Annotated in this window: 20 protein-coding genes; 10 read left to right on the forward strand and 10 right to left on the reverse strand. The window is 62.1% G+C overall.

Annotated features, from left to right (window positions below; all coding sequences use genetic code 11):
* The first annotated feature begins 436 nt into the window (after positions 1 to 436).
* Positions 437 to 985, forward strand: a complete 549-nt coding sequence (gene fae, locus ACX3P1_RS23645) for a formaldehyde-activating enzyme (protein ID WP_459082028.1) — start codon at positions 437 to 439, stop codon at positions 983 to 985.
* Between the two features lie 28 nt (positions 986 to 1,013).
* Here fae and ACX3P1_RS23650 read toward each other — a convergent pair whose 3' ends face one another.
* Together ACX3P1_RS23650 and ACX3P1_RS23655 are read right to left on the reverse strand one after the other, a co-directional pair.
* Positions 1,014 to 2,135, reverse strand: coding sequence for an ABC transporter substrate-binding protein (locus ACX3P1_RS23650; protein ID WP_459082029.1), 1,122 nt, complete (start codon positions 2,133 to 2,135; stop codon positions 1,014 to 1,016).
* Positions 2,136 to 2,491: 356 nt separating this feature from the next.
* On the reverse strand, positions 2,492 to 2,758 hold the full coding sequence (locus ACX3P1_RS23655; RefSeq protein WP_459082030.1) for a sel1 repeat family protein: 267 nt from the start codon (positions 2,756 to 2,758) through the stop codon (positions 2,492 to 2,494).
* Positions 2,759 to 3,202: 444 nt separating this feature from the next.
* On the opposite strand from ACX3P1_RS23655, the gene ACX3P1_RS23660 reads away from it, so the two are divergent.
* A complete protein-coding gene (locus ACX3P1_RS23660; RefSeq protein ID WP_459082031.1) occupies positions 3,203 to 3,556 on the forward strand; it encodes a DUF2147 domain-containing protein in 354 nt (117 codons plus the stop codon).
* 130 nt (positions 3,557 to 3,686) lie between these two features.
* Here ACX3P1_RS23660 and ACX3P1_RS23665 read toward each other — a convergent pair whose 3' ends face one another.
* Positions 3,687 to 4,406, reverse strand: coding sequence for a glutathione S-transferase N-terminal domain-containing protein (locus tag ACX3P1_RS23665; protein ID WP_459082032.1), 720 nt, complete (start codon positions 4,404 to 4,406; stop codon positions 3,687 to 3,689).
* Positions 4,407 to 4,447: 41 nt separating this feature from the next.
* On the opposite strand from ACX3P1_RS23665, the gene ACX3P1_RS23670 reads away from it, so the two are divergent.
* The 3 genes from ACX3P1_RS23670 to ACX3P1_RS23680 all read left to right on the forward strand — a co-directional run bounded on the left by ACX3P1_RS23670 (position 4,448) and on the right by ACX3P1_RS23680 (position 6,523).
* Positions 4,448 to 4,738 (forward strand): hypothetical protein, encoded by a 291-nt coding sequence (locus ACX3P1_RS23670; protein ID WP_459082059.1) that lies wholly within the window; start codon positions 4,448 to 4,450, stop codon positions 4,736 to 4,738.
* A gap of 12 nt (positions 4,739 to 4,750) precedes the next feature.
* Positions 4,751 to 4,948, forward strand: coding sequence for a hypothetical protein (locus ACX3P1_RS23675; RefSeq protein ID WP_459082033.1), 198 nt, complete (start codon positions 4,751 to 4,753; stop codon positions 4,946 to 4,948).
* A gap of 75 nt (positions 4,949 to 5,023) precedes the next feature.
* The gene (locus ACX3P1_RS23680; RefSeq protein ID WP_459082034.1) at positions 5,024 to 6,523 is read left to right on the forward strand and encodes an AMP nucleosidase; all 1,500 of its coding nucleotides are present in this window, start codon (positions 5,024 to 5,026) and stop codon (positions 6,521 to 6,523) included.
* A gap of 11 nt (positions 6,524 to 6,534) precedes the next feature.
* Here the strand turns inward: ACX3P1_RS23680 and ACX3P1_RS23685 are convergent, their stop codons facing one another.
* Positions 6,535 to 7,140: a DUF922 domain-containing Zn-dependent protease gene (locus ACX3P1_RS23685; RefSeq protein WP_459082035.1), complete on the reverse strand. Its 606-nt coding sequence runs from the start codon at positions 7,138 to 7,140 to the stop codon at positions 6,535 to 6,537.
* Positions 7,141 to 7,228: 88 nt separating this feature from the next.
* Between ACX3P1_RS23685 and ACX3P1_RS23690 the strand changes: the two genes are divergently transcribed.
* The gene (locus ACX3P1_RS23690) at positions 7,229 to 8,257 is read left to right on the forward strand and encodes an endonuclease/exonuclease/phosphatase family protein (RefSeq protein WP_459082036.1); all 1,029 of its coding nucleotides are present in this window, start codon (positions 7,229 to 7,231) and stop codon (positions 8,255 to 8,257) included.
* 62 nt (positions 8,258 to 8,319) lie between these two features.
* On the opposite strand, the gene ACX3P1_RS23695 is transcribed toward ACX3P1_RS23690, so the two are convergent.
* Positions 8,320 to 9,999, reverse strand: a complete 1,680-nt coding sequence (locus tag ACX3P1_RS23695; RefSeq protein WP_459082037.1) for an electron transfer flavoprotein-ubiquinone oxidoreductase — start codon at positions 9,997 to 9,999, stop codon at positions 8,320 to 8,322.
* Positions 10,000 to 10,174: 175 nt separating this feature from the next.
* Here ACX3P1_RS23695 and ACX3P1_RS23700 point away from each other — a divergent pair, with 175 nt between their 5' ends.
* Positions 10,175 to 10,822, forward strand: coding sequence for a hypothetical protein (locus tag ACX3P1_RS23700; RefSeq protein WP_459082057.1), 648 nt, complete (start codon positions 10,175 to 10,177; stop codon positions 10,820 to 10,822).
* Positions 10,823 to 10,858: 36 nt separating this feature from the next.
* Positions 10,859 to 11,725: a uracil-DNA glycosylase gene (locus tag ACX3P1_RS23705; protein ID WP_459082038.1), complete on the forward strand. Its 867-nt coding sequence runs from the start codon at positions 10,859 to 10,861 to the stop codon at positions 11,723 to 11,725.
* A 99-nt stretch (positions 11,726 to 11,824) separates the two neighbouring features.
* Here ACX3P1_RS23705 and ACX3P1_RS23710 read toward each other — a convergent pair whose 3' ends face one another.
* Together ACX3P1_RS23710 and ACX3P1_RS23715 are read right to left on the reverse strand one after the other, a co-directional pair.
* On the reverse strand, positions 11,825 to 12,775 hold the full coding sequence (locus ACX3P1_RS23710; protein ID WP_459082039.1) for a DMT family transporter: 951 nt from the start codon (positions 12,773 to 12,775) through the stop codon (positions 11,825 to 11,827).
* Positions 12,772 to 15,072, reverse strand: coding sequence for a xanthine dehydrogenase family protein molybdopterin-binding subunit (locus ACX3P1_RS23715; protein ID WP_459082040.1), 2,301 nt, complete (start codon positions 15,070 to 15,072; stop codon positions 12,772 to 12,774). The genes ACX3P1_RS23710 and ACX3P1_RS23715 overlap by 4 nt, the downstream gene beginning before the upstream one ends.
* Before the next feature lie 151 nt (positions 15,073 to 15,223).
* On the opposite strand from ACX3P1_RS23715, the gene pepN reads away from it, so the two are divergent.
* Positions 15,224 to 17,872 (forward strand): aminopeptidase N, encoded by a 2,649-nt coding sequence (gene pepN / locus ACX3P1_RS23720; protein ID WP_459082041.1) that lies wholly within the window; start codon positions 15,224 to 15,226, stop codon positions 17,870 to 17,872.
* Between the two features lie 192 nt (positions 17,873 to 18,064).
* Positions 18,065 to 20,377, forward strand: coding sequence for a PAS domain-containing sensor histidine kinase (locus tag ACX3P1_RS23725; protein WP_459082042.1), 2,313 nt, complete (start codon positions 18,065 to 18,067; stop codon positions 20,375 to 20,377).
* 71 nt (positions 20,378 to 20,448) lie between these two features.
* On the opposite strand, the gene ACX3P1_RS23730 is transcribed toward ACX3P1_RS23725, so the two are convergent.
* From ACX3P1_RS23730 to ACX3P1_RS23740, 3 genes are read right to left on the reverse strand one after another with little or no spacing between them, the layout of a single operon-like run.
* Entirely contained in the window at positions 20,449 to 23,394 is a 2,946-nt protein-coding gene (locus ACX3P1_RS23730; protein WP_459082043.1) for a bifunctional [glutamine synthetase] adenylyltransferase/[glutamine synthetase]-adenylyl-L-tyrosine phosphorylase, read from the reverse strand.
* Positions 23,394 to 24,848 carry a sensor histidine kinase gene (locus ACX3P1_RS23735; protein ID WP_459082044.1) on the reverse strand — a complete coding sequence of 485 codons (1,455 nt, stop codon included), beginning with the start codon at positions 24,846 to 24,848 and terminating at the stop codon, positions 23,394 to 23,396. Before ACX3P1_RS23735 ends, ACX3P1_RS23730 begins: the two co-directional genes overlap by 1 nt.
* Positions 24,849 to 24,852: 4 nt before the next feature.
* A complete protein-coding gene (locus tag ACX3P1_RS23740) occupies positions 24,853 to 25,527 on the reverse strand; it encodes a response regulator transcription factor (RefSeq protein ID WP_459082058.1) in 675 nt (224 codons plus the stop codon).
* Positions 25,528 to 25,539 lie beyond the last annotated feature (12 nt).

Raw genomic sequence — 25,539 nt, forward strand, 5'->3', positions numbered from 1 at the left:
TCTCCATCGAATCTTTGCAAATCCGAAGGAATCACAACTGGCTGAAATCACTCAATCCTTTTTGAGGTCGCCTATCAGGATGAGGGAGGTAGAGTTCTGTCCACGCCGCAGGGCGAGGATCGTTGCTCAAGCCTCCCTGTTCAGAAGAAACGCCACAACCTCCTTCATCCAGAGGTGCGAGCGCAGCGAGCCTCGAAGGAAGCGGGGCCGTTGCGCAAATATCTCCGCCCAGTAGAAACGCCATAACCTCCCTCATCCTGAGGTGCGAGCGGAGCGAGCCTCGAAGGACGCACGACAGACGGCCAGTGCCCCTATGTCACAGTCGCTTGCGCCGGCCCGAATGGGTAGCATCCATGGGGGCGCTCTTTCAGGATGCCCCGGACGTGCGGCGGCAGGGGCGGCCGCATCCACAAATTTCCAGTTGGAAGGAATTCGAATGAGCAATCGTATCGTTATGCGCACCGGCGAAGCCTTGATCGCCGGTGGACCTCCCGGAACCGCAGCCGAACCGGAAATCGTGATCGGCGAACTCGACGGTCCCGTCGGCACGGCCCTTGCCACCCTCGTCGGCGACCAGGTCGCCGGTCATACGCGCGTCTTTGCGCTGCTCAACACCGACATCATGGTGCGCCCGGTGACGCTTTGCGTGTCCAAGGTGACGGTCAAGAGCACGCGCTACACCAACATCCTGATGGGCACGGTCCAGTTCGCCATCGCCAACGGCGTTCTCGACGCGGTTCGCGCCGGCATCATCCCGAAAGAAAAGGCCAACGACCTCGGCATCATCTGCTCGGTATGGCTGGCGCCCAGCGTGGTCGACGACAACAACCTCGATCACAAGATCCTGTTCGACCTGCACCGCAAGGGCACGACCGAAGCCATCCGCAAGGCGCTGAGCAACGAGCCGTCGATCGACTGGCTGCTGGAGAACCAGGACAAGATCATGCACAAGTACCATCAACTGGGACTTGACGGTAAGATCTGAGGATATTTCAACATCAGATAGCGGCTTCTTACTGCGCAATGGGGGCGTATTTGCCGTCGTGCCACTGGTTGATGTCGTAGCTGGCGTTCATCAGGTCGCCCTTCTTGTCGAAGGTGACGGGGCCGACCACGGTGTCGATCGGCTTGCCGTCCTTCAGCGCTTCGGCAACCTTTGCCGGATCGTCGCTGCCGGCGCGCTGGATGCCTTGCGCGATCGCCTGGATGGTGGCGTAGGAGAACAGCGTGAAGCCCTCCGGCACGAAGCCGCCGGCCTTGATCTTCTCGATCGCCGCCTTCGCCTCCGGCTTGGCCTGCGGATCGGACGGGAACACGAACATGGTGCCCTCGCCGGCCGGGCCGGCAACCTGCCAGAATTCCGGCGATGCAATGGAATCGGGCATGATGAGCTGGAACTTCAGGTTCTGCTCGGCAGCCTGGCGCATGATCAGGCCGGCTTCCGGGTGATAGCCGCCGAAATAGACGACATCGGTCTTGAGTTCCTTCAGCTTGGTAATCAGGGCCGAATAGTCCTTTTCACCCGCATTGATGCCTTCATACATGACCTCTTTCAGGCCATTTTCGCCCATCGTCTTGCGGACAGCATCGGCGATGCCCTGGCCGTATGCGCTCTTGTCGTGCAGGACGACGACGTTCTTGCCGGCATATTTCTTGGCGATCCATGGGCCGATGAATGCGCCTTGCGCGTCGTCGCGGGTGTAGAGGCGCATGATGGTGTTCCAACCCTTGGCGGCTGCGTCGTCCGTCATGACCGGGTTGGAGGAAGCCGGGCTCATCATCAGCACGCCGGCTTCGGCATAGACGGCGGATGCCGGGATGCTGGAGCCGGAACAGGCGTGGCCGTCAACGAACTTGATACCGTCGGCGACGATGCGGTTGGCCACCGAGACAGCCTGCTTCGGATCGCAGACGTCGTCTTCCATCGAAAGCTTGATCTGGCGGCCGTCGACCCCGCCCGCGGCGTTGATTGCGTCGGCGGCGGCCTGCGCACCCTGCTTGAACTGGTCGCCGATGGTGGCGAGCTGTCCCGTCATCGGACCGGCCACCGCGATGGTGATGTCGTCGGCGTGAGCCATGGACACGCCCATCGCAAGGCCGAACAGCGTTGCGCTCAGAATTCCCGTTTTTTTCATCTGAAACCTCCCATTGGACGCTGCCACACGGCAACGCCTTACCCAGAATGGCGGCGACAATTCCATTCTTCAACGGTTCTGTCCAGAGGGTGTGATTGAGTCAGGCAACTGCCGCTTGTTCTTGATAACGCCGCATAAATGGCAAAAGCCGTGCCGGCCTTGTTCCGGCCGGTCGCGGCTTTGCCTGTCGAGTGATCCCCTACGAGCCGGAGCAATTGCCCCGCGCCACGAAATCCCCTCGCCGTCCCTGTCGTGCGTGCGGCTTTGCCTCTTATGGGTGCCGCATTCTTGTTTCCGGTCACGCCGTCTTGTGCGGCGTTGATCCGAAGCCTTGCCCTGTCAGTCCGTCGTATAACTCAGTGCATCGTCATCCATTCGCGGGCTTCGCGAAGCGCGCGGGCGATCTCGATCTTGGACATGGTCGCCGACAGTTCCGAGCGCAGGCCGGCGGCTCGCGTGGAACCCTTGATCGCGGCGATGTTGAACCATTTGTGAGCCGCCACCATATCGGTCGCGCAATCGCGGCCCGTGGCATACATCATGCCCAACTCGAAAAGGATGTCGGCCTGGGCAGTTGCCCCCATGACGCCGAAGCCGGCTTCCTGCATTTCAAAACGTGCCATTTCAATCCCCTGTCTCTGTCCCGAGAGCCGCCTCCGCTTGTCCGTTTAATTCGGCTGGGGGCTTGCTCTTCCGATGCTTCGAAGCATGAGGCCGAGGCTTGAATCCGTCGTTAAATGGCGTGCTTAATTTGGAGAAAACAAAGCTAAAACAAGAGGTAAACGTGAGAAACCGTTAAGGATACAAACCCCGCATTTATGCGGATTCGTTTCAAATTCGATGAAAATCCGACGCCTGCCGGTCAACACTTCGCTAACCACGGAAATGATCGGCCAAATGGCAATCCATGAAATTTCGGGCTGAACCTTGGCTGGGGCCCTCAAAAAAAGCTGCCGTTCTTACGCAGCGGCACCACTTTTGTTTTGAATAAGGCTGGCCTAGCTTTCCTCTAACGCACGAACGGCGGCGCAGGAGCCGCCACCGTGGTTCACAGGGAGGACTTCTCGATGTTTGCCAAAGCCAGCATGGCACTTGCAGCCACATTCATGGTGTCGGGGATCCTGACCGGCGCGGCCCTTGCGGACCCGATCGAGGGCAACTGGAAAACCAAGGACGGCGACACGGCCGCGATCAGTTCCTGCGGCGGATCGTTCTGCATCAAACTGACGACGGGCAAGTATGCGGGCAAATCGATCGGCACGATGAAGACAAGCGGCGCCGATGCCTATACCGGCTCGATCACCAAGCCCTCGAACGGCAAGACCTATTCCGGCAGCGCAAAGCTTTCAGGCAGTTCGCTAAAGATGACCGGCTGCGTGCTCGCCGTCCTGTGCGAGAGCCAGACGTGGAAGAAGCTGTAGCGAGTAGCGAGTAGCGAGTAGCGAGTAGCGAGTAGCGAGTAGCGAGTAGCGAGTAGCGAGTAGCGAGGGGATCGTCTGGCGATAGGGGAAAAGCAAACGCTTCTCCCCTATTCGCCATTCCCTATTCGCTCTATCTCGCCTTCTGGCCGAACAGCACCTTTTGCGCTTCCTTGTCGTCGGCCAGGTTGCGGCGGTGTTCCTGGCCGATCTCGACACCCCGCACGACGGCCGGGCGAGCTGCAATCGCCTCGAACCAGCGTTTCATGTTCGGAAAATCATCGAGGTCCTGACCCTGGTTCTTGTAAGAACGGGTCCAGGGGAACGAGGCCATATCGGCGATCGAATAATCACCGGCCAGAAATTCCCTGTCTGCCAGACGCCTGTTCAAGACGCCATAGAGCCGATTGACCTCGTTGGTATAGCGGTCGATGCCGTAGGCGATCTTTTCCGGCGCATATTGCCGAAAATGATGCGCCTGCCCCGCCATCGGCCCAAGCCCGCCCATCTGCCAGAACAGCCACTGGTCGACTTCCACCCGCTGGCGCTCATCCACTGAGTAGAATTTGCCGAACTTTCGGCCAAGATATTGAAGGATCGCGCCGGATTCGAAGACGGAAATCGGCTTTCCCTTCCATCGCCCGTCAGCGGCAGGACCTTCCGGGTCGATAATCGCCGGCATGCGATTGTTGGGCGATATTTTCAGGAACGAAGGCTCGAACTGCTCGCCCTTGCCGATGTTGACGTACTTTACCACGTAGGGAACGCCCAATTCCTCCAGCATGATCGAGATCTTGTGGCCGTTCGGGGTTGGCCAATAGTAAAGTTCGATCGGTACAGTCTGCGATGGCATGCCGGGTTCTCCTGCGATGGGTTCCCCCAACAGGTAAGCCGGTGCGGCGCTGGCGCAAGCGGCAGCCGGTACAAAGCATTGTCAATAAATTTGAACGGCAGATGAATGCGGGCATCAGTGCCGGTTCAGCCGGCCGGGCGCAATCTCCTTGCATGAAGGAGACGCCCGCCATGCTCGCCCGCCGCTTTACCATCGTTTGCCTGCTGACGACGCTGTTCGGCATGGCGTTCGCCGTCCTCGTCGCGCAGGCGGACCGCCAGCCGCGCACCTGGCACGACATGGACAGCGGCCTGTGCGGCGGCGGCTTGTGCTCAAGCCATTTCAACCGCTGAGCCGTACCGATCATGACCCGCTCAACCGCCAATATCGCAACAATCCTGCGGCTACTGCCGCGCACCGCGCTGATCCTGCTGGCGCTTGCGGCGCCCGTCCTGGCGGTTCCGCTCATGCGCGCGGACAACGGGGCGACCATCGACGCGCCAACGGTGCGCAAGGGCAGCGGCGCCGGTTTCGTGCTTCTGGTCAGTTTGCGGCGCGGCTGAAATAAAGCCGGGGTTTTATCGGCTTGGGTGGCCCGCCCACTCTCCCACGCCCCGCAAACATCTATATAGTGGGCCATGGAAAATCGAATCTACCCCAAGGCCATCGGTTCCATCGTTACGCCGGAGCCTTTCGCCCCGCAAAACTTCACCGATGCCGGGGAAGCCGTAGCAGCGCTGGAAAAGCTCTACTTTCGCAACACCAGCTTCCTGCGCGATTCCTTTTCGGCGCTGGCCGATGGCGGCGACAATTCCCGGCGTTACCGCGCCTTTTATCCGCAGGTTGGGGTGACCACCACCTCGTTTGGCCATGTCGATTCACGCCAAGCCTACGGGCATATGCCGACGCCCGGCAATTTCTCAACCACGGTGACGCGCCCCGACCTGTTTCGTACCTATCTGGTGGAACAGCTTCAGCTGATCATGCGCAACCACGGCGTGCCGGTAACTGTGTCGGAATCGCATACGCCCATTCCGCTGCATTTCGCCTTTCTCGAAGGCACCCATGTCGACGGATCGGCTGCCGAGCGCATCAAGCGGCCGATCCGCGACCTGTTCGACGTGCCGGACCTCGACGGCACCGACGACCAGATCGCCAACGGCACGTTCGAGGTGGCGCTGGGCGAGGCAAGGCCGCTGGCGCCGTTCACCGCGCAGCGCGTCGACTACTCGCTTCACCGGCTTTCCCACTATACGGCGACCAGCCCGCAGCATTTCCAAAACTTCGTCCTGTTCACCAACTATCAGGTCTATATCGACGAATTCGCGGCGCGCGCGCGCGACCTCATGGCCAGAGGCGGCGAAGGCTACACGGAGTTCGTCGGGCCGGGCAATCTGGTGACGCTGGCGGGAGAGAGCCCCTCGGAAGACAGCGCCGCGATACGCTTGCCGCAGATGCCGGCCTATCATTTGAAGAAGCCGAACCATGGCGGCATCACCATGGTCAATATCGGCGTCGGCCCCTCCAACGCCAAGACGATCACCGACCATATCGCAGTGCTGCGCCCGCATGCCTGGCTGATGCTCGGCCATTGCGCGGGCCTGCGCAACACGCAGGCGCTCGGCGACTATGTGCTGGCGCATGCCTATGTGCGCGAGGACCACGTTCTGGACGACGACCTGCCGGTGTGGGTGCCGATCCCGCCGCTGGCCGAGATCCAGGTGGCTCTAGAAGAGGCGGTGCAGGAGGTGACCGGGCTTTCCGGCTACGACCTCAAGCGCATCATGCGCACCGGAACGGTTGCCACCATCGACAACCGCAACTGGGAGCTGCGCGACCAGCGAGGCCCGGTGCAGCGCCTGTCGCAGTCGCGCGCGATCGCGCTCGACATGGAATCGGCCACCATCGCCGCCAACGGCTTCCGCTTCCGCGTGCCCTACGGCACGCTGCTGTGCGTTTCCGACAAGCCGCTGCACGGCGAACTCAAGCTGCCCGGAATGGCCACCGAATTCTACAAGCGCCAGGTGGCGCAACACCTGACCATCGGTATCCGGGCAATGGAAAAGCTGGCCGAGATGCCGATGGAGCGGCTGCATTCGCGCAAGCTGCGCAGCTTTTCGGAGACTGCCTTTCAGTAGCAGGTCCCGTCCTAACGTCCGTTCACCAGTTCGAGCACGAGGCGGCGGATGTTGCCGCCCTCGCCCATCTCAACGCGGTCGAAGTCGCGGCTTTGCTGCCGCTGGGCGAGAGAGGCCTGCGAAAGCGGCACCTTGATCTCCTCCCTGATCTTCCTGCATTTCGGATCGTTTTGAACCGTCACACCGATCGTCGTCTGCTCGATCTGCGCGACCATCGCCCGGATATGGTCGCCATGCACCTTTTCATGGCGGCGGATGCCGTCGATGAAAATAGCCCAGCGCCTTTGCAACGCCGCCGGCAGTTTGCCCGAGGGTTGCGGCAGGGTGTAGGTGACGATCAGCTTCGGGCGGGCGGACGCCAGCGTGCAGGCATTGCCTCTCGGCTCGTATTTCCGCGTCCAGGTCAGCTTGAAATTGGTGTGCGCGATGGTGCGAACGCCGTTGCCTACAAGTGGGCCATGCTCACCAATCGAGGCGTAGAGTTCGGCGCCGGACGTACCGGTGATGGCATAGGCATCGATCCGCTCGACAAATTGCCCTTCCGCGCGGGCGCCCTGAGCCAGCAGGCCAAAGCCAAGCACAAGCACCGGAAGGCCGAACCGTTTACGATATTTCATTAATCCCCCGGCTTTGCCGCATTTTCGTGCGAAAGATATGCGTGACAGGCTTCACCTTCCACGAATTGCATTTTCGGGCAATCCTTGCATGCGCCGGTTCGCCGTCACCTATCAAACTGTTCTGTTTTGCGCGGCCGTGGCGCTGACGCTACCACTTGTGCTGGGCTTTTTCGGCGAATGGCACCAGGCGCTCGATTCCTTTTCGCATTTCCGCGTACATCTGTCCGTGCTGCTGGCGCTATGCGCGCTGCCGCTCCTGTTCACATCGGCGCGGCTGGAGGCGATTGCGGTTCTGGTCGTCGCGCTTGGCGCCTTCTCCACCACCTCGAACGCCCTGTCGCTGCCCTGGCTTTCCCCGGTCCAGGCCGGCTTCGAGCCTAGCCCCGACGACCGCGCCACCTATCGGCTGCTGCAGATGAATTTGCGCTTCGACAATGCGACGCCCGAAAAGGTGCTGTCGCTGGTCGGCCGCATCCAGCCCGACGTGGTGACGCTCGACGAAGTATCCACCATGTGGAAAGGCAAGCTCGACCTGTTGGCCAACGCCTATCCGTATCGGATCGTCTGCCCCTACCCCAACAGGATATTCGGCGTCGCCATCCTATCCCGAAGGTCGTTCTCGGCCGGGACCGAGCCGCGCTGCTATAGCGGCGGCGCGCTGGCCATCGCAAGTGTGGATTTTGGCGGCACCCCGGTCGATGTCGCCGCCATCCATGTCGGCTGGCCATGGCCTTTCGAACAGCAATGGCAGGTCGGCGAAATGGAGAAACCCGTTGGCCTGCTGGGGAAGACGGCGCTTATGGCGGGCGATTGCAACGCCGTGCCGTGGAGCGCCACCGTCCAGCGCCTCGCCAAAGCGGGCGGGCTGAAGGTGATGCAATCGGTCGGGCCGACCTGGCAACAGATAAAACTGCCGGACTTCCTGCGCTTTGCCGGCCTGCCCATCGACCAGGTTTTCAGCAAGGGCGCCGTCCTGATCCACTCGGCCAAGCGGCTGGAGAATACCGGCTCGGACCATCTTCCGGTTCTGGTCGACTTTTCGCTGCAGCCCCAACCCGGCCAGCCGGAGGACGGCCCCGAAACCGCGACCGCCTCGATTTTTCCGCGCCGGCTATAGGACTATTTCTTAGTTGAGCATGATCTCGTCCGAAAACAGGTGTCCACTTTTCGGGATCATGCTCACATGTTCTGATAGACCGGGCCTTCGCCGCCTTGTGGCGGCACCCAGGTGATATTCTGGTTGGGGTCCTTGATGTCGCACGTCTTGCAGTGGACGCAGTTCTGCGCGTTGATGACGAAGCGCACATCCTTGGCGGACGGATCGGCGGCGGCATTGCCGTCTGCATCCACCCACTCATAGACGCCAGCCGGGCAATAGCGCGTCGAAGGACCGGCGAAGACGTCGTGCTCAGAACGCTTCTGCAAATCCATGTCGGCGACCAGCAAGTGAACCGGCTCGTTTTCCTCATGGTTGGTGTTGGACAGGAACACTGAGGACAAGCGGTCGAAGGTCAAGACGCCATCCGGCTTCGGGTAGGCTATCTTCTTGTGCTTCGACGCCGGCTCGAGCGAAGCGGCATCGGTCTTGCCGTGCTTCATTGTGCCGAAGGGCGAGAAGCCGAGCAGCGTGTTCAGCCACATATCCAGCCCGCCGACCGCCACGCCGGCGATGGTGCCGAAGCGCGACCACAGCGGCTTGACGTTGCGGACCCGCTTCAGATCCTTGCCGATGGCCGTGCCGCGCCACGCGGCTTCGTAGGACGAAAGCTCGTCATTGGCGCGGCCGGATGCAATTGCTTCCGCCACATGCTCGGCCGCCAGCATGCCCGACAGCACCGCGTTGTGCGACCCCTTGATGCGCGGCACGTTGACGAGACCTGCCGAACAGCCGATCAGCGCGCCGCCGGGGAAGGACAGTTTCGGCACCGACTGCCAGCCGCCTTCGGTGATGGCGCGCGCGCCGTAGCCGAGCCGCTTGCCGCCCTCGAACGTGCCCTTGATGGCGGGGTGCGTCTTGAAGCGCTGGAATTCCTCGAACGGCGCCAGCCACGGGTTCTTGTAGTTGAGATGCACGACGAAGCCGACCGCCACCATGTTGTCTTCAAGATGGTAAAGGAACGAGCCGCCGCCGGTCTTCATGTCGAGCGGCCAGCCGAACGAATGCTGGACCAGGCCGAGCTTGTGGTTCTCCGGCTTGACCTGCCACAATTCCTTGAGGCCGATGCCGTATTTTCCGGGCTCGCGGCCTTCGGAAAGATTGAATTTTGCGATTAATTGCTTGGCCAGCGACCCGCGCGCGCCCTCGCCGATCAGCACATATTTGCCCATCAGCGCCATGCCCGGCGCGTAGGCCGGTCCGTGCGTGCCGTCCTTTTCGACGCCCATGTCGCCGGTGACGACGCCGGTGACCGCGCCCTTGTCGTCATAGAGCAGTTCGACGGCGGCAAAGCCCGGATAAATCTCGACGCCCAGCGCTTCCGCCTTGGAAGCCAGCCAGCGCGAGACGTTGCCCAGCGAGACGATGTAGTTGCCGTGATTGTTCATCAGCGGCGGCATCATGAAATTGGGCAGGCGCACCGAACCTGCCGGCCCGAGCACGAGGAAATGGTCGGCGCTCACCGGGGTCTTGAACGGATGGTCGCCCTCTTCGCGCCAGCCGGGCAAAAGCCGGTCGATGCCGATCGGGTCGACGACCGCGCCGGAGAGGATATGAGCGCCGACCTCGCCGCCCTTTTCGAGCACGACCACGGACAGATCGGGGTTTACCTGCTTGAGCCGGATCGCGGCCGACAGGCCGGCTGGCCCGGCACCGACGATGACCACGTCGAATTCCATGCTCTCGCGTTCAATGTCGCTCATAAATCCCTCCGCACTGGCTTGCCTGATGCGCATCTTGCCGTTTGATGCGCTCCATAGCGCATCAAACGGCCACGGGAAACCGGCACAGCCACAACAATGCCCATTTCCAACAGCGGCACGGGCGCGCAGCCTTGGCCCTCTATCCGGGTTCGCCATGTTCGGCCATACTCGGCGCATGCGCAACCACGGGTTTGTCCGCCTTGCCTCGACGCGCTTGCCAACCACGCCCGGCCTGAATTGCGGGGCAGTGCTGGCTTTCCTGCTCCCGCTTGTGCTGTTCCCCGCTCCGGCCGACGCACAGCAAAAGGTCTGGCAGGCAGGTCCCTACAGCTTTTCCGACGAGTTGGGCGGCTTCCGCATAATTGGCATTGCCGGCGCAGGTACGCATGCCGACCCGGTCGTCATTTCGGAAGAATTGAATTCGGCGACGCCGGTGACGCTGACCATCCGCACCACCAGGCCCATTCGCCCTTTCGACGCGTCCGGCTATTACGCCAACGGCATCCTCTACCTGCGTGTCGAAGCGCTCAACAATAGCGGCCTCGCCTGGACAGAATTCGAATTCGAATTGCAGGAAATCCTTGGCCGGCCAAGTGTGTTCGGCGACGGGCTTTCCTTCGACCAGCGCAACAAAAATCCGACGAACATCGTTTCGAGTAATTTCGCGGAATTCGACCGCGACTTCGAACCCTATGACCGCCTGCTGTTCAAGACCGGCCATGTCGATCCGCTGAAATCGGTCGCCTTCGAGTTCCTGATTACCGATTACACGCCGCGCTGGGCCTTCTATCTGGTGCAGGACCCGCGTATTCCCTCCACCTGAACTTGCAAATCGGCTGCTGCCGGCCGAAAATGCAGCATGAACCCTTCCCTCCTGAACAATCGATCGGCTTTGCGCGAACTGCTGGCGTTTTATGCCGACGCCGGCGTCGACGAACCGTTGAACGAGGAGCCTGTCAACCGGCTGGCCAAGCCTGCCGCTCAACAGCCGAGGCCGGCCGCTACAGCCCTGCCCGCATTGGCGGAACCGGTGCAACGCGCAGCACCTGCCCGAGAAGCCCCGGAGCAACCGCCAAGACCTTCGCCCGCCCAGGCCAGCGTGCCCGACGAAGCGCAGGCCGGGCTGGCGCGCGAACTGGCGGCCGCGGCCGCGACGCTGGACGAATTGCGGGAAGCGGTGGCGGGCTTTGACGGGTGCAACCTGAAATTCACCGCGAAAAACACGGTTTTCGCCGACGGCAACCCACAGGCAAAGCTCATGCTGGTGGGCGAGGCGCCGGGGCGCGACGAGGATATTGAAGGCCGTCCCTTCGTCGGACGATCCGGGCAGTTGCTCGACCGGATGCTGGCGGCCATCGGCCTTGACCGCACCTCGGTCTATATCGCCAACGTGATCCCCTGGCGGCCGCCGGGCAACCGCACGCCAACCCCGCATGAGACGCAGATTTGCCGGCCCTTCATCGAGAGGCAGATCGAACTGGTCAATCCGCAAGTGCTCGTGCATCTGGGCGGCGCGTCTGCGAAGACGCTGCTCGATACGCATGAGGGGATATTGCGGCTGAGGGGAAACTGGCGCAGTTACAGGATGGCTTCCGGCGCGATCATTCCGGCGATGCCGACGCTGCATCCGGCCTATCTGCTGCGCGCGCCAAACCACAAGAAGCTGGCATGGCGCGACTTCCTGGAAGTGAAGGCAAGGCTTGCCGACCCTTCCACGCCCGAATAGATCGCCGTGCAATCCTGACGGACGCATAGTGGCGATCTATCTCTTTGTTGAGCATCGGGTTTACCGAAAACCGGTAACCACTTTTCGGCCCGATGCTGATCAGCCTTGCAGCGAAGTCGCCTTGCGGGCGCGCGTGCGCTCAAGGCCAAGCTGGCGCTCGCGCAGGATAATGAAGATGCCCGCCGCAACGACGATGAGGCCGCCGACCAGCATGTAGAGGGTCGGCACATCGCCAAAGACGACGTAGCCGACCGCGATGGCCAGGATCATCGAGGTGTATTCGAATGGCGCCACGGTCGATACCTCCGCGTGACGGTAGGCGGTCGTCATGAATATCTGCGCGATGCCGCCACAAAAGCCGGACCCGACCAGCAGCGCCGCCTGGGTCGGCGTGAGCATCTGCCACCCGAAAGGCAGCGACAGCAGCGACAGCACGCTCGCCATCAGGGAAAACCAAAGGACGATGGTAGCGGTCTTTTCGCTATAGACCAGGCTGCGCACGAGGATGGCAACAACGGCTGAGCAGCCAGCGCCGGCCAACGCCGCCATGACCCCCAGCACTTCCTGGTCGTCCATCGCAGATCCGGATCCGAGCAAGGTCAGTTCCGGCCATGAGATGATGAGCACGCCGACGAGGCCGACCGCGACGGCGCTCCAACGGTAGATGCGTATCTGCTCGCCGAGAAACAGCGAACTGAACACGACAATGAGCAGCGGCTGCGCATAATTCAGGGTGATCGCGTCGGGTAGCGGAAGGCGGGTCAATGCAAAAAACGTGAACCCCATGGAACAGACCCCGATCACGCCACGCGCAACGTGGCCCATCGGGCGCTTGGTCACGAGGGCGGTGCGCAATTCGCGCTTGAAGCCGAGGAACAGCAGGATCGGAAAAATGGCGAAGAAGGAGCGGAAGAACACGATCTGACCGGCCGGCACCGTGCCGACGGCCTTGATGAGCGACGACATGACGACAAAGATCGTCACGGACATGATCTTGAACGCGATTGCCGTAAGTGCGCCCCCTGCACCGGGGGCAATGCGTTCTGTCAATTTGCCTTCGAATCCCCAATCGCTGCCCAGATGCGCGACGGCGTCGTCGGCATCTCGATATGCCCTATGCCATAGGCGCGATAAAGCGCGTCTGTCACCGCGTTAAGGGCTGCCGGCGTGGAGCCGATCGTGCCGGCCTCGCCTGCACCCTTTATGCCAAGCGCATTGGTTGTGGAAGGCACGTTGCGCGTCTCGAAGTGGAAAAACGGAAGCTGGTCGGCACGAGGCATGGCGTAATCCATGAAACTCGCGGTCAACAACTGGCCGTCGTCGCCATAGACAGCCCCCTCGCTCAAGGCCTGGCCGATGCCCTGCACCACGCCGCCATGGACCTGGCCCGCCAGCAGCATGGGATTTACGGTGACGCCGAAATCGTCGACCACCGTATAGCGGACAATTTCCGTGCCGCCGGTATCGGGGTCGATCTCGACCTCGCAGATATGCGTGCCGTTCGGATAGGTGCATTCGTCCTGCACGAATTCGCCAAACCCCTTCAAATCCTCGGGCGCCTTCGCGGCCTTGGCAATGGCGGCAAAATCGATCACGCGGTCGGTACCGACAATGCGGGCGACGCCGTCCGCCAGCTCGATGTCGCCGGCGGAGGCTTCCAGTTCGTCGGCGGCGATGCGCTTGATCTTTTCGGCAAGGTCTTCGCCGGCGCGCGAAGCCGAGACGCCGCCCAACGGAATGGAACGCGACCCGCCGGTGCCGCCGCCGGCTTTCAATTCGTCGGTGTCGCCCTGGCGAACGTGGATCCTGTCGATGGCGAGATCGAGCTTTTCCGAGATGAACTGCGCATAGGCCGTGGCATGGCCCTGCCCGTTGGTTTGCGTGCCGATCTTGAGGGTCACGGTGCCGTCACCGTTCAGTTCGACGAAGGCAGGCTCGGAACCGGGAAAGGCGCAGGCCTCGATATAGGTCGCCATGCCGATGCCGCGGATTTTCCCCTGCGCTTTCGAGTGCGCCAGGCGCTCGGAAAACTGATTCCATTCCGCACGCTCCATGGCGAGGTTCATGTGTCCCTCGAACTCGCCCGTGTCGTATAAACGGCCGGTCTGGGTGCGGTAGGGCAGTTGGTTCGGGCGAATGAAGTTGCGGCGGCGTATCTCGTCTGCCGACAGGCCGAGATCGCGGGCGCAGGCATCCACCAGCTTTTCCAGCAGGAGCGCTGCTTCCGGGCGGCCAGCGCCGCGATAGGCATCGACCGGGCAGGTGTTGGTATAGACGCCGGTCACGGAGACGTCGATGGCTTCGATGTCATAGAGGCCGGTGGTCATGGTAACGCCGATGACCGGGATCATTGGCCCGTATTGCGATATGTAGGCTCCCATATTGGCGGCAAGGTCGATCCTCAAACCAAGGAACCGGCCGTCCTTGTCCATCGCCATCTCGGCCTTGACGGCATTGTCGCGGCCTTGCGCGTCGGTCAGGAAGTGCTCGGTGCGGTCGCCGGTCCATTTCACCGGCTTTCCCAATCGCCGCGCCGCCTCCAGGACAAGCGCATATTCCCGATAGACGAAGGCTTTCGTGCCAAAGCCGCCGCCGACATCCGGGGTGATGACGCGCAGCTTCGCCTTGTCGATCCCGAACACCCCGGCCAGTATCGTCTGCATGGAATGCACGCCTTGCGAACCCGTGGTCAGCACGAAGCGGTCGTCGGCCCATTCGCCGATGGCGGCGCGGGCCTCAATGTAGTTGCAGATAAGGCGGTTATTGGTGAATTCGATGCGCGTGACACGAGCGGCGCGCGCGAAGGCGGCATCGGTCCGGGTCTTGTCGCCGAGATGATGGCTGAATGCGCGGTTGGACCCCAATTCCGGCCACACCAGCGGGGTTTGCGGGTCGAGCGCGGTCGCCGTGCCGGACGCGGCGTCCTCGCCATCATAGTCGATCTCGATCAGTTCGGCTGCGTCCTGCGCCAAGGCACGGCTTTCGGCAACGACGAAGGCAACGGCGTCGCCGACATAGTTGACGCGGTCGCGGCACAGGATCGGGATGTCGCGCGTCGGAGCGGTCGTCCCGTCTGGCTGTTTCGGCATCGCGGCAGATTTGAGGTCGCCCAAATGAGCAAGATCGCCGCCCGTCAGGACAAGACGTACGCCGGGCGCCGATTTCGCAGCCTCAATGGAGCGTACCTTGAAAGTCGCCTTGGCGATCGGCGAACGCAGCACATAGCCATGCAGCGTGCCCTGCGGCTGCACATCGTCGGTGTAGCGACCCTGCCCCTTGATGAAGGCCTGGTCTTCCACACGGCGCACGGAAGCACCCATTCCGAACTTCGGTGTGACGATGGTCATGGTGGCCTCGCGATGTTTGGAGAACGAGGTCCTCAAATAAGCGGCGCTGGAGTTTTGTCGAGGGGCGGTTTCGTGTAAAGAGCGCGAACGTCGAGTTTGTTGGACCAGCGGGACCGCCCGCAGATGTCTGACATTACCGGGAAACTACCGCATGCGTACTGATATCGGCCAGGTCTTCAAGCTGGAGGACTATCGTCCAAGCGACTATCTGATTCCGCAGACAGACCTGACGTTCCGGCTTTCGCCCGACAAGACCAGCGTCGTTGCGCGCCTCACGGTCGAGCGGCGCGACGGTGTTGCGCCATCCGTTCCGCTCGTGCTGCATGGCGACGGACCGATGCTGCTGCTGCGCGTCGAAATCGATGGCGTGGCGGTGGCGCCTCAGGACTACGCGGCAACGCCGGAAGACCTTACCATCTCCAGGCTGCCGGAGGCACAGCGTTTCACGGTTCTGCTGGAAACCCGGCTCGCTCCCTCGCAAAACGAAACCCTGATGGGTCTTTACCGCTCAGGCGGCGTCTATTGCACGCAATGCGAAGCGGAAGGCTTCCGGCGGATCACCTATTTTCTCGACCGCCCGGACATTCTTTCGGTCTATACGGTGCGCATCGAGGCGTTGAAAAGCGAAGCGCCGCTGCTCCTGTCCAACGGCAATCCGGTCGAGAGCGGCGATCTCGAAGACGGCTGGCACTATGCCGTCTGGCATGACCCCTTCCCCAAGCCGTCCTATCTTTTCGCGCTCGTCGCCGGCGATCTCGGCCATGTCGGTGACCGCTTCGTCACCTTGTCGGGCAAGACGGTCGAACTCGGCATCTATGTCGAGCACGGTAAGGAGAAACTCGCTTCCTACGCCATGGACGCGCTGAAGCGGTCGATGAAATGGGACGAGGAAACGTTCGGCTGCGAATACGATCTCGATGTCTTCAACATCGTCGCCGTGTCGGATTTCAACATGGGCGCGATGGAGAACAAGGGCCTCAACGTCTTCAACGACAAATACGTGCTGGCCGACCGCGAGACGGCGACAGACGCCGATTTCGCCAATATCGAGGCGATCATCGCGCATGAATATTTCCACAATTGGACAGGCAACAGAATCACTTGCCGCGACTGGTTCCAGCTTTGCCTGAAGGAAGGGCTGACGGTTTTCCGCGACCATGAATTTTCGGCCGACCAGCGCTCGCGCGCGGTCAAGCGCATCGCCGAGGTGCGCACGCTGCGCGCCCATCAGTTCCCGGAAGACCAGGGGCCGCTGGCGCATCCGGTGCGGCCGCGCCGCTACCGCGAGATCAACAATTTCTACACGGCAACCGTCTACGAGAAAGGCTCGGAGGTCGTGCGCATGATCCGCATCATCCTCGGGCCGGAGACGTTCCGGCAGGGCATGGACCTGTATTTCCTGCGCCATGACGGCGAAGCCGCAACGATCGAGGATTTCATCAAGGTTTTCGAGGACGTCTCCGGGCGCGACCTGTCGCAGTTCGGGCTCTGGTATCATCAGGCCGGCACGCCCAATGTCACGGTCGGTTCGACCTACAATCCCGCCGCGCAGCAATTCGTCCTCGAAATCGAGCAATCGGTGCCGCCGACACCGCTGGAAAGCCGCAAGCGGCTGATGCACATTCCGCTGGCCTTCGGCCTGGTCGGCCAGAACGGGCAGGATTTGAGCTACTCGGCCGTCGAAGGCGCCACCGTCGAAAACGGCGTCATCCATGTGCGCAAGCGCCATCATACGGTTCGCTTTTCCGGCCTGACGGAACGGCCCGCCGTCTCGCTCAATCGCGGTTTTTCAGCACCCATCACGCTTTCGGTGGAACAAAGCGCCGACGACAAGTTCTTCCTCGCCGGCAATGACAGTGATCCCTTCTCGCGCTGGCAGGCCTTCAACACGCTGCTGACCGATGCGCTGATCGGGGCGTTCCGCCAGATACTCGGCGGCAAGAAGCCTGCCTTTGCCGGTCGCCTGACGGGCCTCGCGGGCAAGATCGCCGGCAATGAGGCGCTGGAGAATGCCTATCGGGCGTTGGCGCTCACGCTGCCCGGCGAAGCCGATATCGCCCGCGACATAGGCAAGAACATCGACCCGGACGCCATTCTCGCCAGTCGCGATGCGCTGGCGCTGGCGGTAGCCCGAGAGAATGAGGCGATCTTTGCCCGGCTCTACGAGAGCCTGCACGACAAGGGCGCATTCAGTGCCAGCGCGCAAGACGCCGGACGCCGCGCGCTGCGCAACGTGCTGCTCGACTATTTGGCGCTGCTTCCGGGCGGGACGAAGCTGGCGCTCGGCCATTTCCACGGCGCGACCAACATGACGGACCGGGCCGCAGCCCTCACCGTGCTGGCGCACCGCCACCATGGTTCGCCCGAGGCGACAGAGGCGCTTGCCGCCTTCGAGAAACGCTATGCGTCCGATCCGCTGGTCATGGACAAATGGTTCCAGATCCAGGCCAGCGTGCCGGGACCGCAGGCCGTGGAGAGCGTGCGGGCGCTGACTGCCCACCCCGCCTTTTCGATGACCAATCCAAACCGCCTGCGCTCGCTGGTCGGCACGTTTTCCGGTGCCAACCAGACCGGTTTCCACCGCGCCGACGGCGAAGGCTACCGGCTCTTCACCGAAACGGTGCTCGATGTCGAAAAGCGCAATCCGCAAATGGCCGCGCGCCTTGCGACCGCCCTGCGGTCGTGGCGCTCGCTGGAGCCAGTGCGGCAGGAAAAGGCGCGCGCTGCCCTGCTTTCGATCGCCAATGCCGAAAACCTGTCGGCGGATTTAAGGGACATCGTCGAGCGCACTTTGGCATAGAAGGCCATTACCGGGCCCTTTGCCTCGCCATATCGGGCCTTCGGTCGGCTAAATCACGCTATTTTAGTCAATTTTTAATCTTTTTTGGCCGCGCCCCTAGACAAGGCGAATCACCTTTGATTCTTTAGTGACGATTCGGGCGTGCGGCGTTGCCGGATCGTGGGACAGCTAGATTTCGGGGAGAGCCATTTCATGGCCAAGGCGGACGCGTGGGGCGCGCCCGGGGGGACACGTTTTGAGCGGCGCAACGCGCCGGGCAAGGGGCGTCTTATCGGCAATATGCGGCTGATCGCCGAACCTGCCTATCGCAAACTGCTGGCGGCCGAGCCGCTGCTGCGCCGGCTGATCCCCACGCTCATCATCACCTTCCTGATTGTCGTCGCGGCCCTGCGCGTCATGTCGCTGATGAACTTGCACGACGAGGTGGCGCGCAACGCAAACTCCATTCTCGCGCTCTCGGCCAGCGAATTGGCGAACAGCGATGTCGACGAAGCCGGCGGCGCGAAAAACCTCGTCGAGCGAATTGCGCGCCAAGGGGCAGTCAGCAGGGATCACGTGCTGGTGGTCATGGACGGTTCGTTCAAGGTCACCGCCGTTACGTCGCAGGCCGGCGAGTGGCAAGGGCGGTCGCTCGACCGGATCGTATCCGGCGGGCAGGCGCTTTTCCTTTTCGGCGAGCGTGCCGGCGTCATGAACGTCAAGATCGGTGCGCAGGACTGGTATGCCGCGGTCAAGCTGAAGGAAGGGCACGCCGGCGCGGTCGCGGTGCTTGTTCCGCTGGAAGCCGTCTTTGCCGAATGGCGCAAGACCGTTTCGTTGAACGTGCTGCTGTTCGTGCTGACGGCCGGCGTGTTGATGGTCATCCTCTACGCTTATTTCAGCCAGGTCACGCGTGCGGAAGCCGCCGACCGCATCTATCTCGAAGCGCATCAGCGCATCGATATGGCGCTGGTGCGGGGCCGCTGCGGCCTGTGGGATTGGGACATGGTGCGCGGCAAGATGTACTGGTCGCGCTCCATGTACGACATGCTCGGCTACAAACCCTGCGACAGCATGCTGTCGTTCGGCGAAGTCGACGATATCATCCATCCGGAAGACGGCGACCTGTTCGATCTCGCCAAGCGGATCGTGAGCCGGGAAATCGATCACATCGATCAAGTGTTCCGCATGCGCCATGCCGACGGCCAGTGGGTATGGATGCGCGCCCGCGCCCATGTCGTCGATCCGGAAGCGCCGGAACTGCAACTGATCGGCATCGCCGTCGACGTCAGCGAGCAGCGCCATCTGGCCATGCGCTCGGAGGCGGCGGATTTGCGCCTGCGGACGGCCATCGAAAATATCAACGAATCCTTCGTTCTGTGGGATTCGTCCCAGCGCCTCATCATGTGCAATTCCAAATACCAGCAGGACAATGGCCTGTCCGACCGCGACGTCATGCCCGGCGCCTTGCGCGCCACCCTGGAGGAAAAGATGGTGGCTTTCGCCTCCGAGCGGCGGCTGGCCAATGTCCACGGGCCGCGCGGCGGCGCCACTTATGAGCGGCAATTGGCGGACGGGCGCTGGTTGCAAGTCAACGAGCTTCGCACGCGAGACGCCGGCATGGTGTCGGTCGGCTCCGACATCACCCAGATCAAGCAGCATCAGGAAAAGCTGGTCGACAGCGAGCGCCGGCTCATGGCGACCATCCACGATCTCAGCCTCGCACGCCGCTCCGAAGAGGAGCGCTCGCGCGAACTCGTGGAACTGAACAGGAAATACATGAAGGAAAAGGAGCGGGCCGAAGCCGCCAATCAGGCCAAGTCGGAATTCCTCGCCAACATGTCGCACGAACTGCGCACGCCGCTCAACGCCATCATCGGCTTTTCCGAACTGATGGAGCAGGCGCTATTCGGCCCGCTCGGCTCGGAACGCTACGATGAATACGCAACCGACATCAATTCGAGCGGCAAGTATCTCCTCGGGGTCATCAACGACATTCTGGACATGTCCAAGATCGAGGCCGGCCAGTTCTCCATGGAGAGCGAAGAGATCGATCTTTGCCCGCTCATCCGCGAAACCGTTCGTGTGATTTCCCTGCAGGCGGCGGAAAAATCGATCACCGTCGAAACCCGCATCGCCGATACCATGACGTTGGTCGCAGACCGGCGCGCCATCAAGCAGATCGTCATCAACCTGTTGTCGAATGCGGTAAAATTCACGGGCCAGGGTGGGCACATAACGGTGCGGGCGCGCAACGCCTCCGGCGCGCTGACGCTGACCATCGAAGACAATGGCTGCGGCATCCCGAAAACGGCATTGGGCAAGCTTGGACGACCGTTCGAGCAGGTGCAAAACCAGTTCTCCAAGAACCATGCGGGCTCCGGCCTTGGCCTGGCCATCTCGCGCTCGCTGGCGGAACTGCACGGCGGCGCTCTGAAAATCCGCTCGACGGAGGGAACCGGGACGATCGTTTCGGTGCGCATTCCCGTCCGCAAGGCTTCGCGCGCGCTAAAGGCTGCGGCCTGACCGCTTCCTAGAGTTGCCATCTGCTCGCTTGAGCATGATCTTGTCCGAAAACCGGTTCCCACTTTTCGGGATCATGCTCTGAGCAGCCGGGTGAAATGCGTGCGGACTATTTTCGACGTATCCTTCAGATGCGCCTCCAGCACGCTGAAGTCCGGCAGGTCGGTGACGGCCAGCAAAAGGTCGGCCAGGCCGGGCGGAACGTCGTCGCGGTCGAAGCTGCCGGTCAGGCAAAGCCGGGTCATCTGCGCGAGCGCCAGATAAAGCGCATAGGCATCGCAAAGCTCCCGCCTCGTTGCGGCATCCGCGAAATCCGGCGCAAGACGGGCCAAGGTCTCTCCGGTTCCGGTGGCAAGCCCCGCCCCTTCGATCCGGCCGGTAATCACCGCCACCTGTGCAATGAATTCGAGGTCGATGAGGCCGCCGGGGATCAGCTTGATGTCCCACAGGTCGCGCGGCGGCTTTTCCTCCTCGATCATGGCGCGCATGTCGGATGCTTCGGTCATCACCTTTTTGGCATCGCGCGGCAGCGCGAGTAGGGCTGCGACCTCGGTCTCCACCGCATCGCGCAGGGACCCATCGCCGGCAATCGTTCGGGCGCGCGACAGCGCCATATGCTCCCATGTCCAGGCGTCGTTTTGCTGATACTTGCTGAAAGCGTCGATATGCGTCGCCACCGGCCCCTTGTTGCCTGAAGGGCGCAGGCGAAGGTCTAGTTCGTAGAGCACGCCTTCCGCCGTCGGGGCGGAAACGGCCGCGATGAGGCGCTGCGTCATCCGGCTGAAATAATAGGAGGGAGACAGCGGCTTTTCGCCGTCCGACTCTTCGGCCTCCGCATCGTGATCGTAGAGCAGGATCAGGTCGACGTCGGAGCCGGCGGTCAGTTCGCGGCTGCCGAGCTTGCCCATGCCCAAAAGGGCGACCCTGCCACCGGCAACGCGGCCATGCCGCACAGCAAATTCCGCAGTCACCGCCTGCAAGGCGGCATCGATGGTGAGGTCGGCCAGGTCGGAAAATGCCCGGCCCGCGCGTGCCGGATCGATCGCGCCGGCAAGCAGCCGCACCCCGATCAGGAATTTCTGCTCCGAAGCAAAGATACGCAAGCGATCGAGTTTCTCCTCGTAGAGCCTGTCGCCTTCGAGAAAGGCTGCGAGCCGTGCCGAGAGATAGGCGCGATCCGGTAGTTCTTTCAGAAGGCCGGGGTCGAGCAATCCGTCGAACACATGCGGCTGGCGCGTGATGATCGCCGCCAGACGGGGGGCCGCGCCCATGATCGTGGCCAGAAGCTTGAGCAGCGCCGGGTTGGATTGCAGCAGGGAAAAAAGCTGGATGCCGGCCGGAAGCCCCGCCAGCAATTCATCGAAGCGCATCAGCGCCTCGTCGGCGCGGCGCGTCTTGCCGAAAGCCTGCAACAAGGCCGGCGTCAACTCCGTCAGGCGTTCGCGGGCTTCTGCCGAACGGGTGACGCGGTAGCGCCCGAAATGCCAACTGCGGATAACGCGGCAGATGTCGCTCGCGCGCTGGAAGCCGAGGCCGTTCAAGGTCTGGAGCGTATCCGGGTCGTCGACATCGCCGGTGAATACCAGGTTTCCGATACCGGCCGAAAGCTCGGGTGCGGTTTCAAAAAGCGCCGCGTAATGCCGTTCCACCTGCTGAAGTGCTGCTTGGAACTCGGCTGAAAACGTCTCGGCGCCGGCAAAGCCCAGCATATGGGCGATCCGCTCCAGCCCCTCGTCGCTTTCCGGCAGGATGTGGGTCTGCTCGTCGGCGACCATCTGGATGGCATGTTCGACGCGGCGCAGGAACCAGTATTGGCGGGTCAGCGTGTCGCGCGCCTCCGACGTTATCCATCCGCGCGCCGCAAGCTCTGCCAGTATCGGCACGGTTTGGCGGCCACGCAATTCAGGAAATCGTCCGCCGGCGATAAGCTGCTGGGTCTGGACGAAAAACTCGATCTCTCGAATGCCGCCGCGGCCAAGCTTGACGTTATGGCCCTTCACCGCGATCTCGCCATGACCCTTGTGCGCATGGATCTGCCGCTTGATGGAATGGACGTCGGCGATGGCCGCATAGTCCATGTATTTGCGCCAGATATAGGGCTGGAGTTCCTTGAGGAAGGCAGCGCCCGCCTGGAGATCGCCGGCAACCGGCCGCGCCTTGATCATGGCGGCGCGTTCCCAGTTCTGGCCCCGCCCCTCATAATAGTTCAGTGCCGCTTCGACCGGGATGGCCAAAGGAGTCGAGCCGGGATCGGGGCGCAGCCGCAAGTCCGTGCGGAACACGTAACCGTGTTCGGTGCGGTCATGCAGGATGCGGACCAGCCGTCTTGTCAGCCGCGAAAACAGTTCGGTGGCGTCGAGCGGGTCGACAATCGCCGGGGCCTGCGGATCGAAGAAAACGACGAGGTCGATATCCGACGAGAAGTTGAGCTCGTGCGCACCGAGCTTGCCCATGCCGAGCACGATCCAGCCCGATTTTTCCGACGGGCGGTAGGGATCGACAAGATCGAGCTTTTTCTGCCGGTGGGCGTCGCGCAGCAGGAAATCGACGGCCGAGCGGACGCAGCCATCGGCAAGGTCGCTCAACCGGTGCACCGTGACGACGGTATCGGCCTCGCCTGCCAGGTCGGCCAGGGCAATCAGGAAATGGGCTTCCGCCTTCCAGCCGCGCAAATCCCGCATCAGGCTTGATTCGGACACGTCCGGCGCGCCCGATGCGCTGGCGATGACGGACAAGATGTCGGCCAGCCTTTCCTCGACAGACTGATCGAAAAGCGCTTCCAACATGGCCGGACGGCGGCGCGCCAGGTCACGCAGAAAGGGCGACAGGTCGAATACTGCCGCGAGGAATGCGGCGGACGGCGTCTTGCCTCGCAGCAATTTTGCCAGGCGATGGCATTCTTCGTCCTTCGCGGCGGCAGCTAATTCGGACAGTTCTCGGACCGCCCGCGCACCGTCCAGCGGCGCAAGCCGGTTCACTGGTACAAGACACCAGCCGTCTTCAACACCTGCCACCGCCATCAATGATCCGTTCTTTCGGGGAAGCTCATGACGACGGATAATCCGGGATTGCCCGCCAAAAGGTCAAGCCGTCCATTGTGAAACTTCATGATCGCCTTGGCGAGGCTCAGCCCCAAGCCTGACCCCGGCTGGGAACGGCTTTTCTCGAGGCGCACGAAGCGTTCGGTCGCACGGTCGCGGTCGGTATCGTCAGGGATGCCCTGGCCATTGTCGGCAACGGTTAGCTTCACCTGTCCGTCTCGATGTTCAAGCGTAACCCGAACGACCGGCCCGGCGGTGGCATCGACGGAATATTTGATCGCATTGTCGACGATGTTCGACAGCGCCTGGCCGATCAGCTCACGGTTACCGTCAACCGCGAACGCTTCGGGGGCAACCGTCTCTATCGCGACGCCGGCCTCTTCGGCGACCGGCTCGTAAAGTTCCACGACATCGGCTATCGCAGCAGCCAGATCCACCCTTACCGTGCTTTCCGACGAATAGCCGGCCTCGAGCCGCGAAATCATCAGGATGGCATTGAAGGTCTTGATGAGATGGTCGGACTCCGCGATCGTCCCCTCCAGCGCCTCGCGATAATCCGCGACCTTGTGCCTGCCCGAGAGGGCAGCTTCCGCGCGGTTGCGCAGCCGGGTGAGCGGCGTTTTCAGATCGTGCGCGATATTGTCGGAGACTTGCTTCAGCCCTTCATTGAGCGCGGCAATCCGGGCCAGCATGACGTTCAGGTTCTCGGAGAGCCGGTCGAACTCGTCACCGGCACCCGTTACCGGCAGCCGGCCGGCAAGATCGCCGCCCATGATGCGGCGGCCGGCTTCAGACACGCTGTCGATGCGCTTGAGGGCTGCTCTTCCGACAAAAAACCAGATGAGGATGCCGCCCAGGCCCATCATGCCGAGCGCCAGCATGAGCGCGCGCCGGATGACTTCGCGGAAGCGCTCCGGTTCGCCGAGATCGCGCCCGACCAGCATGATCATCTGGTTGGGAAGGCGCAGCACCAGCGCAATGGCGTTGTGGCCCTTCTCACCCTGGGCTTCGACACTGTTCTGGTCGGACGCAGCATTGCGTTGCCGTTCCAGTTCGCCCTCGCCAAAGCGCCGGTATGAGAACGGACGCGACGTCCAGCCCTCGGTTTCAAGAACCCCCGGCTCCAGGCTCTGCACGTTTCCGGTAAGTATCTGGCCGTTGGTATCGGCGATCAGATAGAGATTGGCGCCCGGCTGACGCGAGCGCTGTTCGACCACTCGAACCAGAACAGGCAAGCCACCGCGCTGATAGGCGCGGGCAAGACCCAACACCTCTTCGTTGATCGTGTCCTGGGTCTGCCCCATCAACATGCGCGCGGACAGCGACGTCATGTAGAAAACCAATAGGACCGCACAAATCGCGAAAAGCAGCAAATAGAGGGCTGAAAGCCGTGCAGCCGTCGTTCTCATGATGGCGGGCACGGACAACGCCATCGCGTCAACTGCTCTTCAGCATGTAACCCGCGCCGCGAACGGTATGGAGGATCGGCTTGTCGAAACCCTTTTCGATCTTGCCGCGCAATCTCGAAACATGAACGTCGATGACATTGGTCTGCGGATCGAAATGATAATCCCAGACATTTTCAAGCAGCATGGTGCGCGTCACCACCTGACCGGCATGGCGCATCAGATATTCGAGCAGGCGGAACTCGCGCGGCTGCAGCGTGATTTCCTGGCCAAGGCGCTTGACCGTGTGGGAGAGCCGATCGAGTTCGAGATCGCCAACGCGATAGACGGTTTCGCTTTCCTTGGCGCCCGCGCGGCGGTTCAAAACCTCGACCCGAGCAAGCAGCTCCGAAATGGCATAGGGCTTGGTCAGATAATCGTCACCGCCGGCGCGCAAGCCGGTGACGCGGTCGTCCACCTCGCCCAGCGCAGACAGGATAAGAACGGGCGTGGTGTTGCCGCGCGAGCGCAGGCCAGCGATGACCGAAAGCCCGTCCCGCCGTGGCATCATCCTGTCCACGACCATGACGTCGTAGTCGCCTGAATCGGCCATGGCAAAGCCAGTTTCCCCGTCTGCCGCAATATGCGTGGTGTGCCCGGCTTCCGTGAAAGCCTTCTTGAGATAGTCCGCCGCCTCGCGGTCGTCTTCCATGACCAGAATCTTCATGGCGCCGTTATA

Source organism: Mesorhizobium sp. A623 (genome assembly GCF_054489405.1).

What these genes read in the sequence shown, in the direction of transcription:
- ACX3P1_RS23665 (WP_459082032.1), bottom strand. Translation starts at nt 4,406, where the DNA reads ATGCCATCGCAGACTGTACCGATCGAACTTTACTATTGGCCAACCCCG.
- fae (WP_459082028.1), top strand. Translation starts at nt 437, where the DNA reads ATGAGCAATCGTATCGTTATGCGCACCGGCGAAGCCTTGATCGCCGGT.
- ACX3P1_RS23655 (WP_459082030.1), bottom strand. Translation starts at nt 2,758, where the DNA reads ATGGCACGTTTTGAAATGCAGGAAGCCGGCTTCGGCGTCATGGGGGCA.
- ACX3P1_RS23700 (WP_459082057.1), top strand. Translation starts at nt 10,175, where the DNA reads ATGCGCAACCACGGGTTTGTCCGCCTTGCCTCGACGCGCTTGCCAACC.
- ACX3P1_RS23735 (WP_459082044.1), bottom strand. Translation starts at nt 24,848, where the DNA reads ATGGCGTTGTCCGTGCCCGCCATCATGAGAACGACGGCTGCACGGCTT.
- ACX3P1_RS23695 (WP_459082037.1), bottom strand. Translation starts at nt 9,999, where the DNA reads ATGAGCGACATTGAACGCGAGAGCATGGAATTCGACGTGGTCATCGTC.
- ACX3P1_RS23690 (WP_459082036.1), top strand. Translation starts at nt 7,229, where the DNA reads ATGCGCCGGTTCGCCGTCACCTATCAAACTGTTCTGTTTTGCGCGGCC.
- ACX3P1_RS23675 (WP_459082033.1), top strand. Translation starts at nt 4,751, where the DNA reads ATGACCCGCTCAACCGCCAATATCGCAACAATCCTGCGGCTACTGCCG.
- ACX3P1_RS23730 (WP_459082043.1), bottom strand. Translation starts at nt 23,394, where the DNA reads ATGGCGGTGGCAGGTGTTGAAGACGGCTGGTGTCTTGTACCAGTGAAC.
- ACX3P1_RS23725 (WP_459082042.1), top strand. Translation starts at nt 18,065, where the DNA reads ATGGCCAAGGCGGACGCGTGGGGCGCGCCCGGGGGGACACGTTTTGAG.
- ACX3P1_RS23660 (WP_459082031.1), top strand. Translation starts at nt 3,203, where the DNA reads ATGTTTGCCAAAGCCAGCATGGCACTTGCAGCCACATTCATGGTGTCG.
- ACX3P1_RS23715 (WP_459082040.1), bottom strand. Translation starts at nt 15,072, where the DNA reads ATGACCATCGTCACACCGAAGTTCGGAATGGGTGCTTCCGTGCGCCGT.
- ACX3P1_RS23680 (WP_459082034.1), top strand. Translation starts at nt 5,024, where the DNA reads ATGGAAAATCGAATCTACCCCAAGGCCATCGGTTCCATCGTTACGCCG.
- ACX3P1_RS23705 (WP_459082038.1), top strand. Translation starts at nt 10,859, where the DNA reads ATGAACCCTTCCCTCCTGAACAATCGATCGGCTTTGCGCGAACTGCTG.
- pepN (WP_459082041.1), top strand. Translation starts at nt 15,224, where the DNA reads ATGCGTACTGATATCGGCCAGGTCTTCAAGCTGGAGGACTATCGTCCA.
- ACX3P1_RS23740 (WP_459082058.1), bottom strand. Translation starts at nt 25,527, where the DNA reads ATGAAGATTCTGGTCATGGAAGACGACCGCGAGGCGGCGGACTATCTC.
- ACX3P1_RS23685 (WP_459082035.1), bottom strand. Translation starts at nt 7,140, where the DNA reads ATGAAATATCGTAAACGGTTCGGCCTTCCGGTGCTTGTGCTTGGCTTT.
- ACX3P1_RS23650 (WP_459082029.1), bottom strand. Translation starts at nt 2,135, where the DNA reads ATGAAAAAAACGGGAATTCTGAGCGCAACGCTGTTCGGCCTTGCGATG.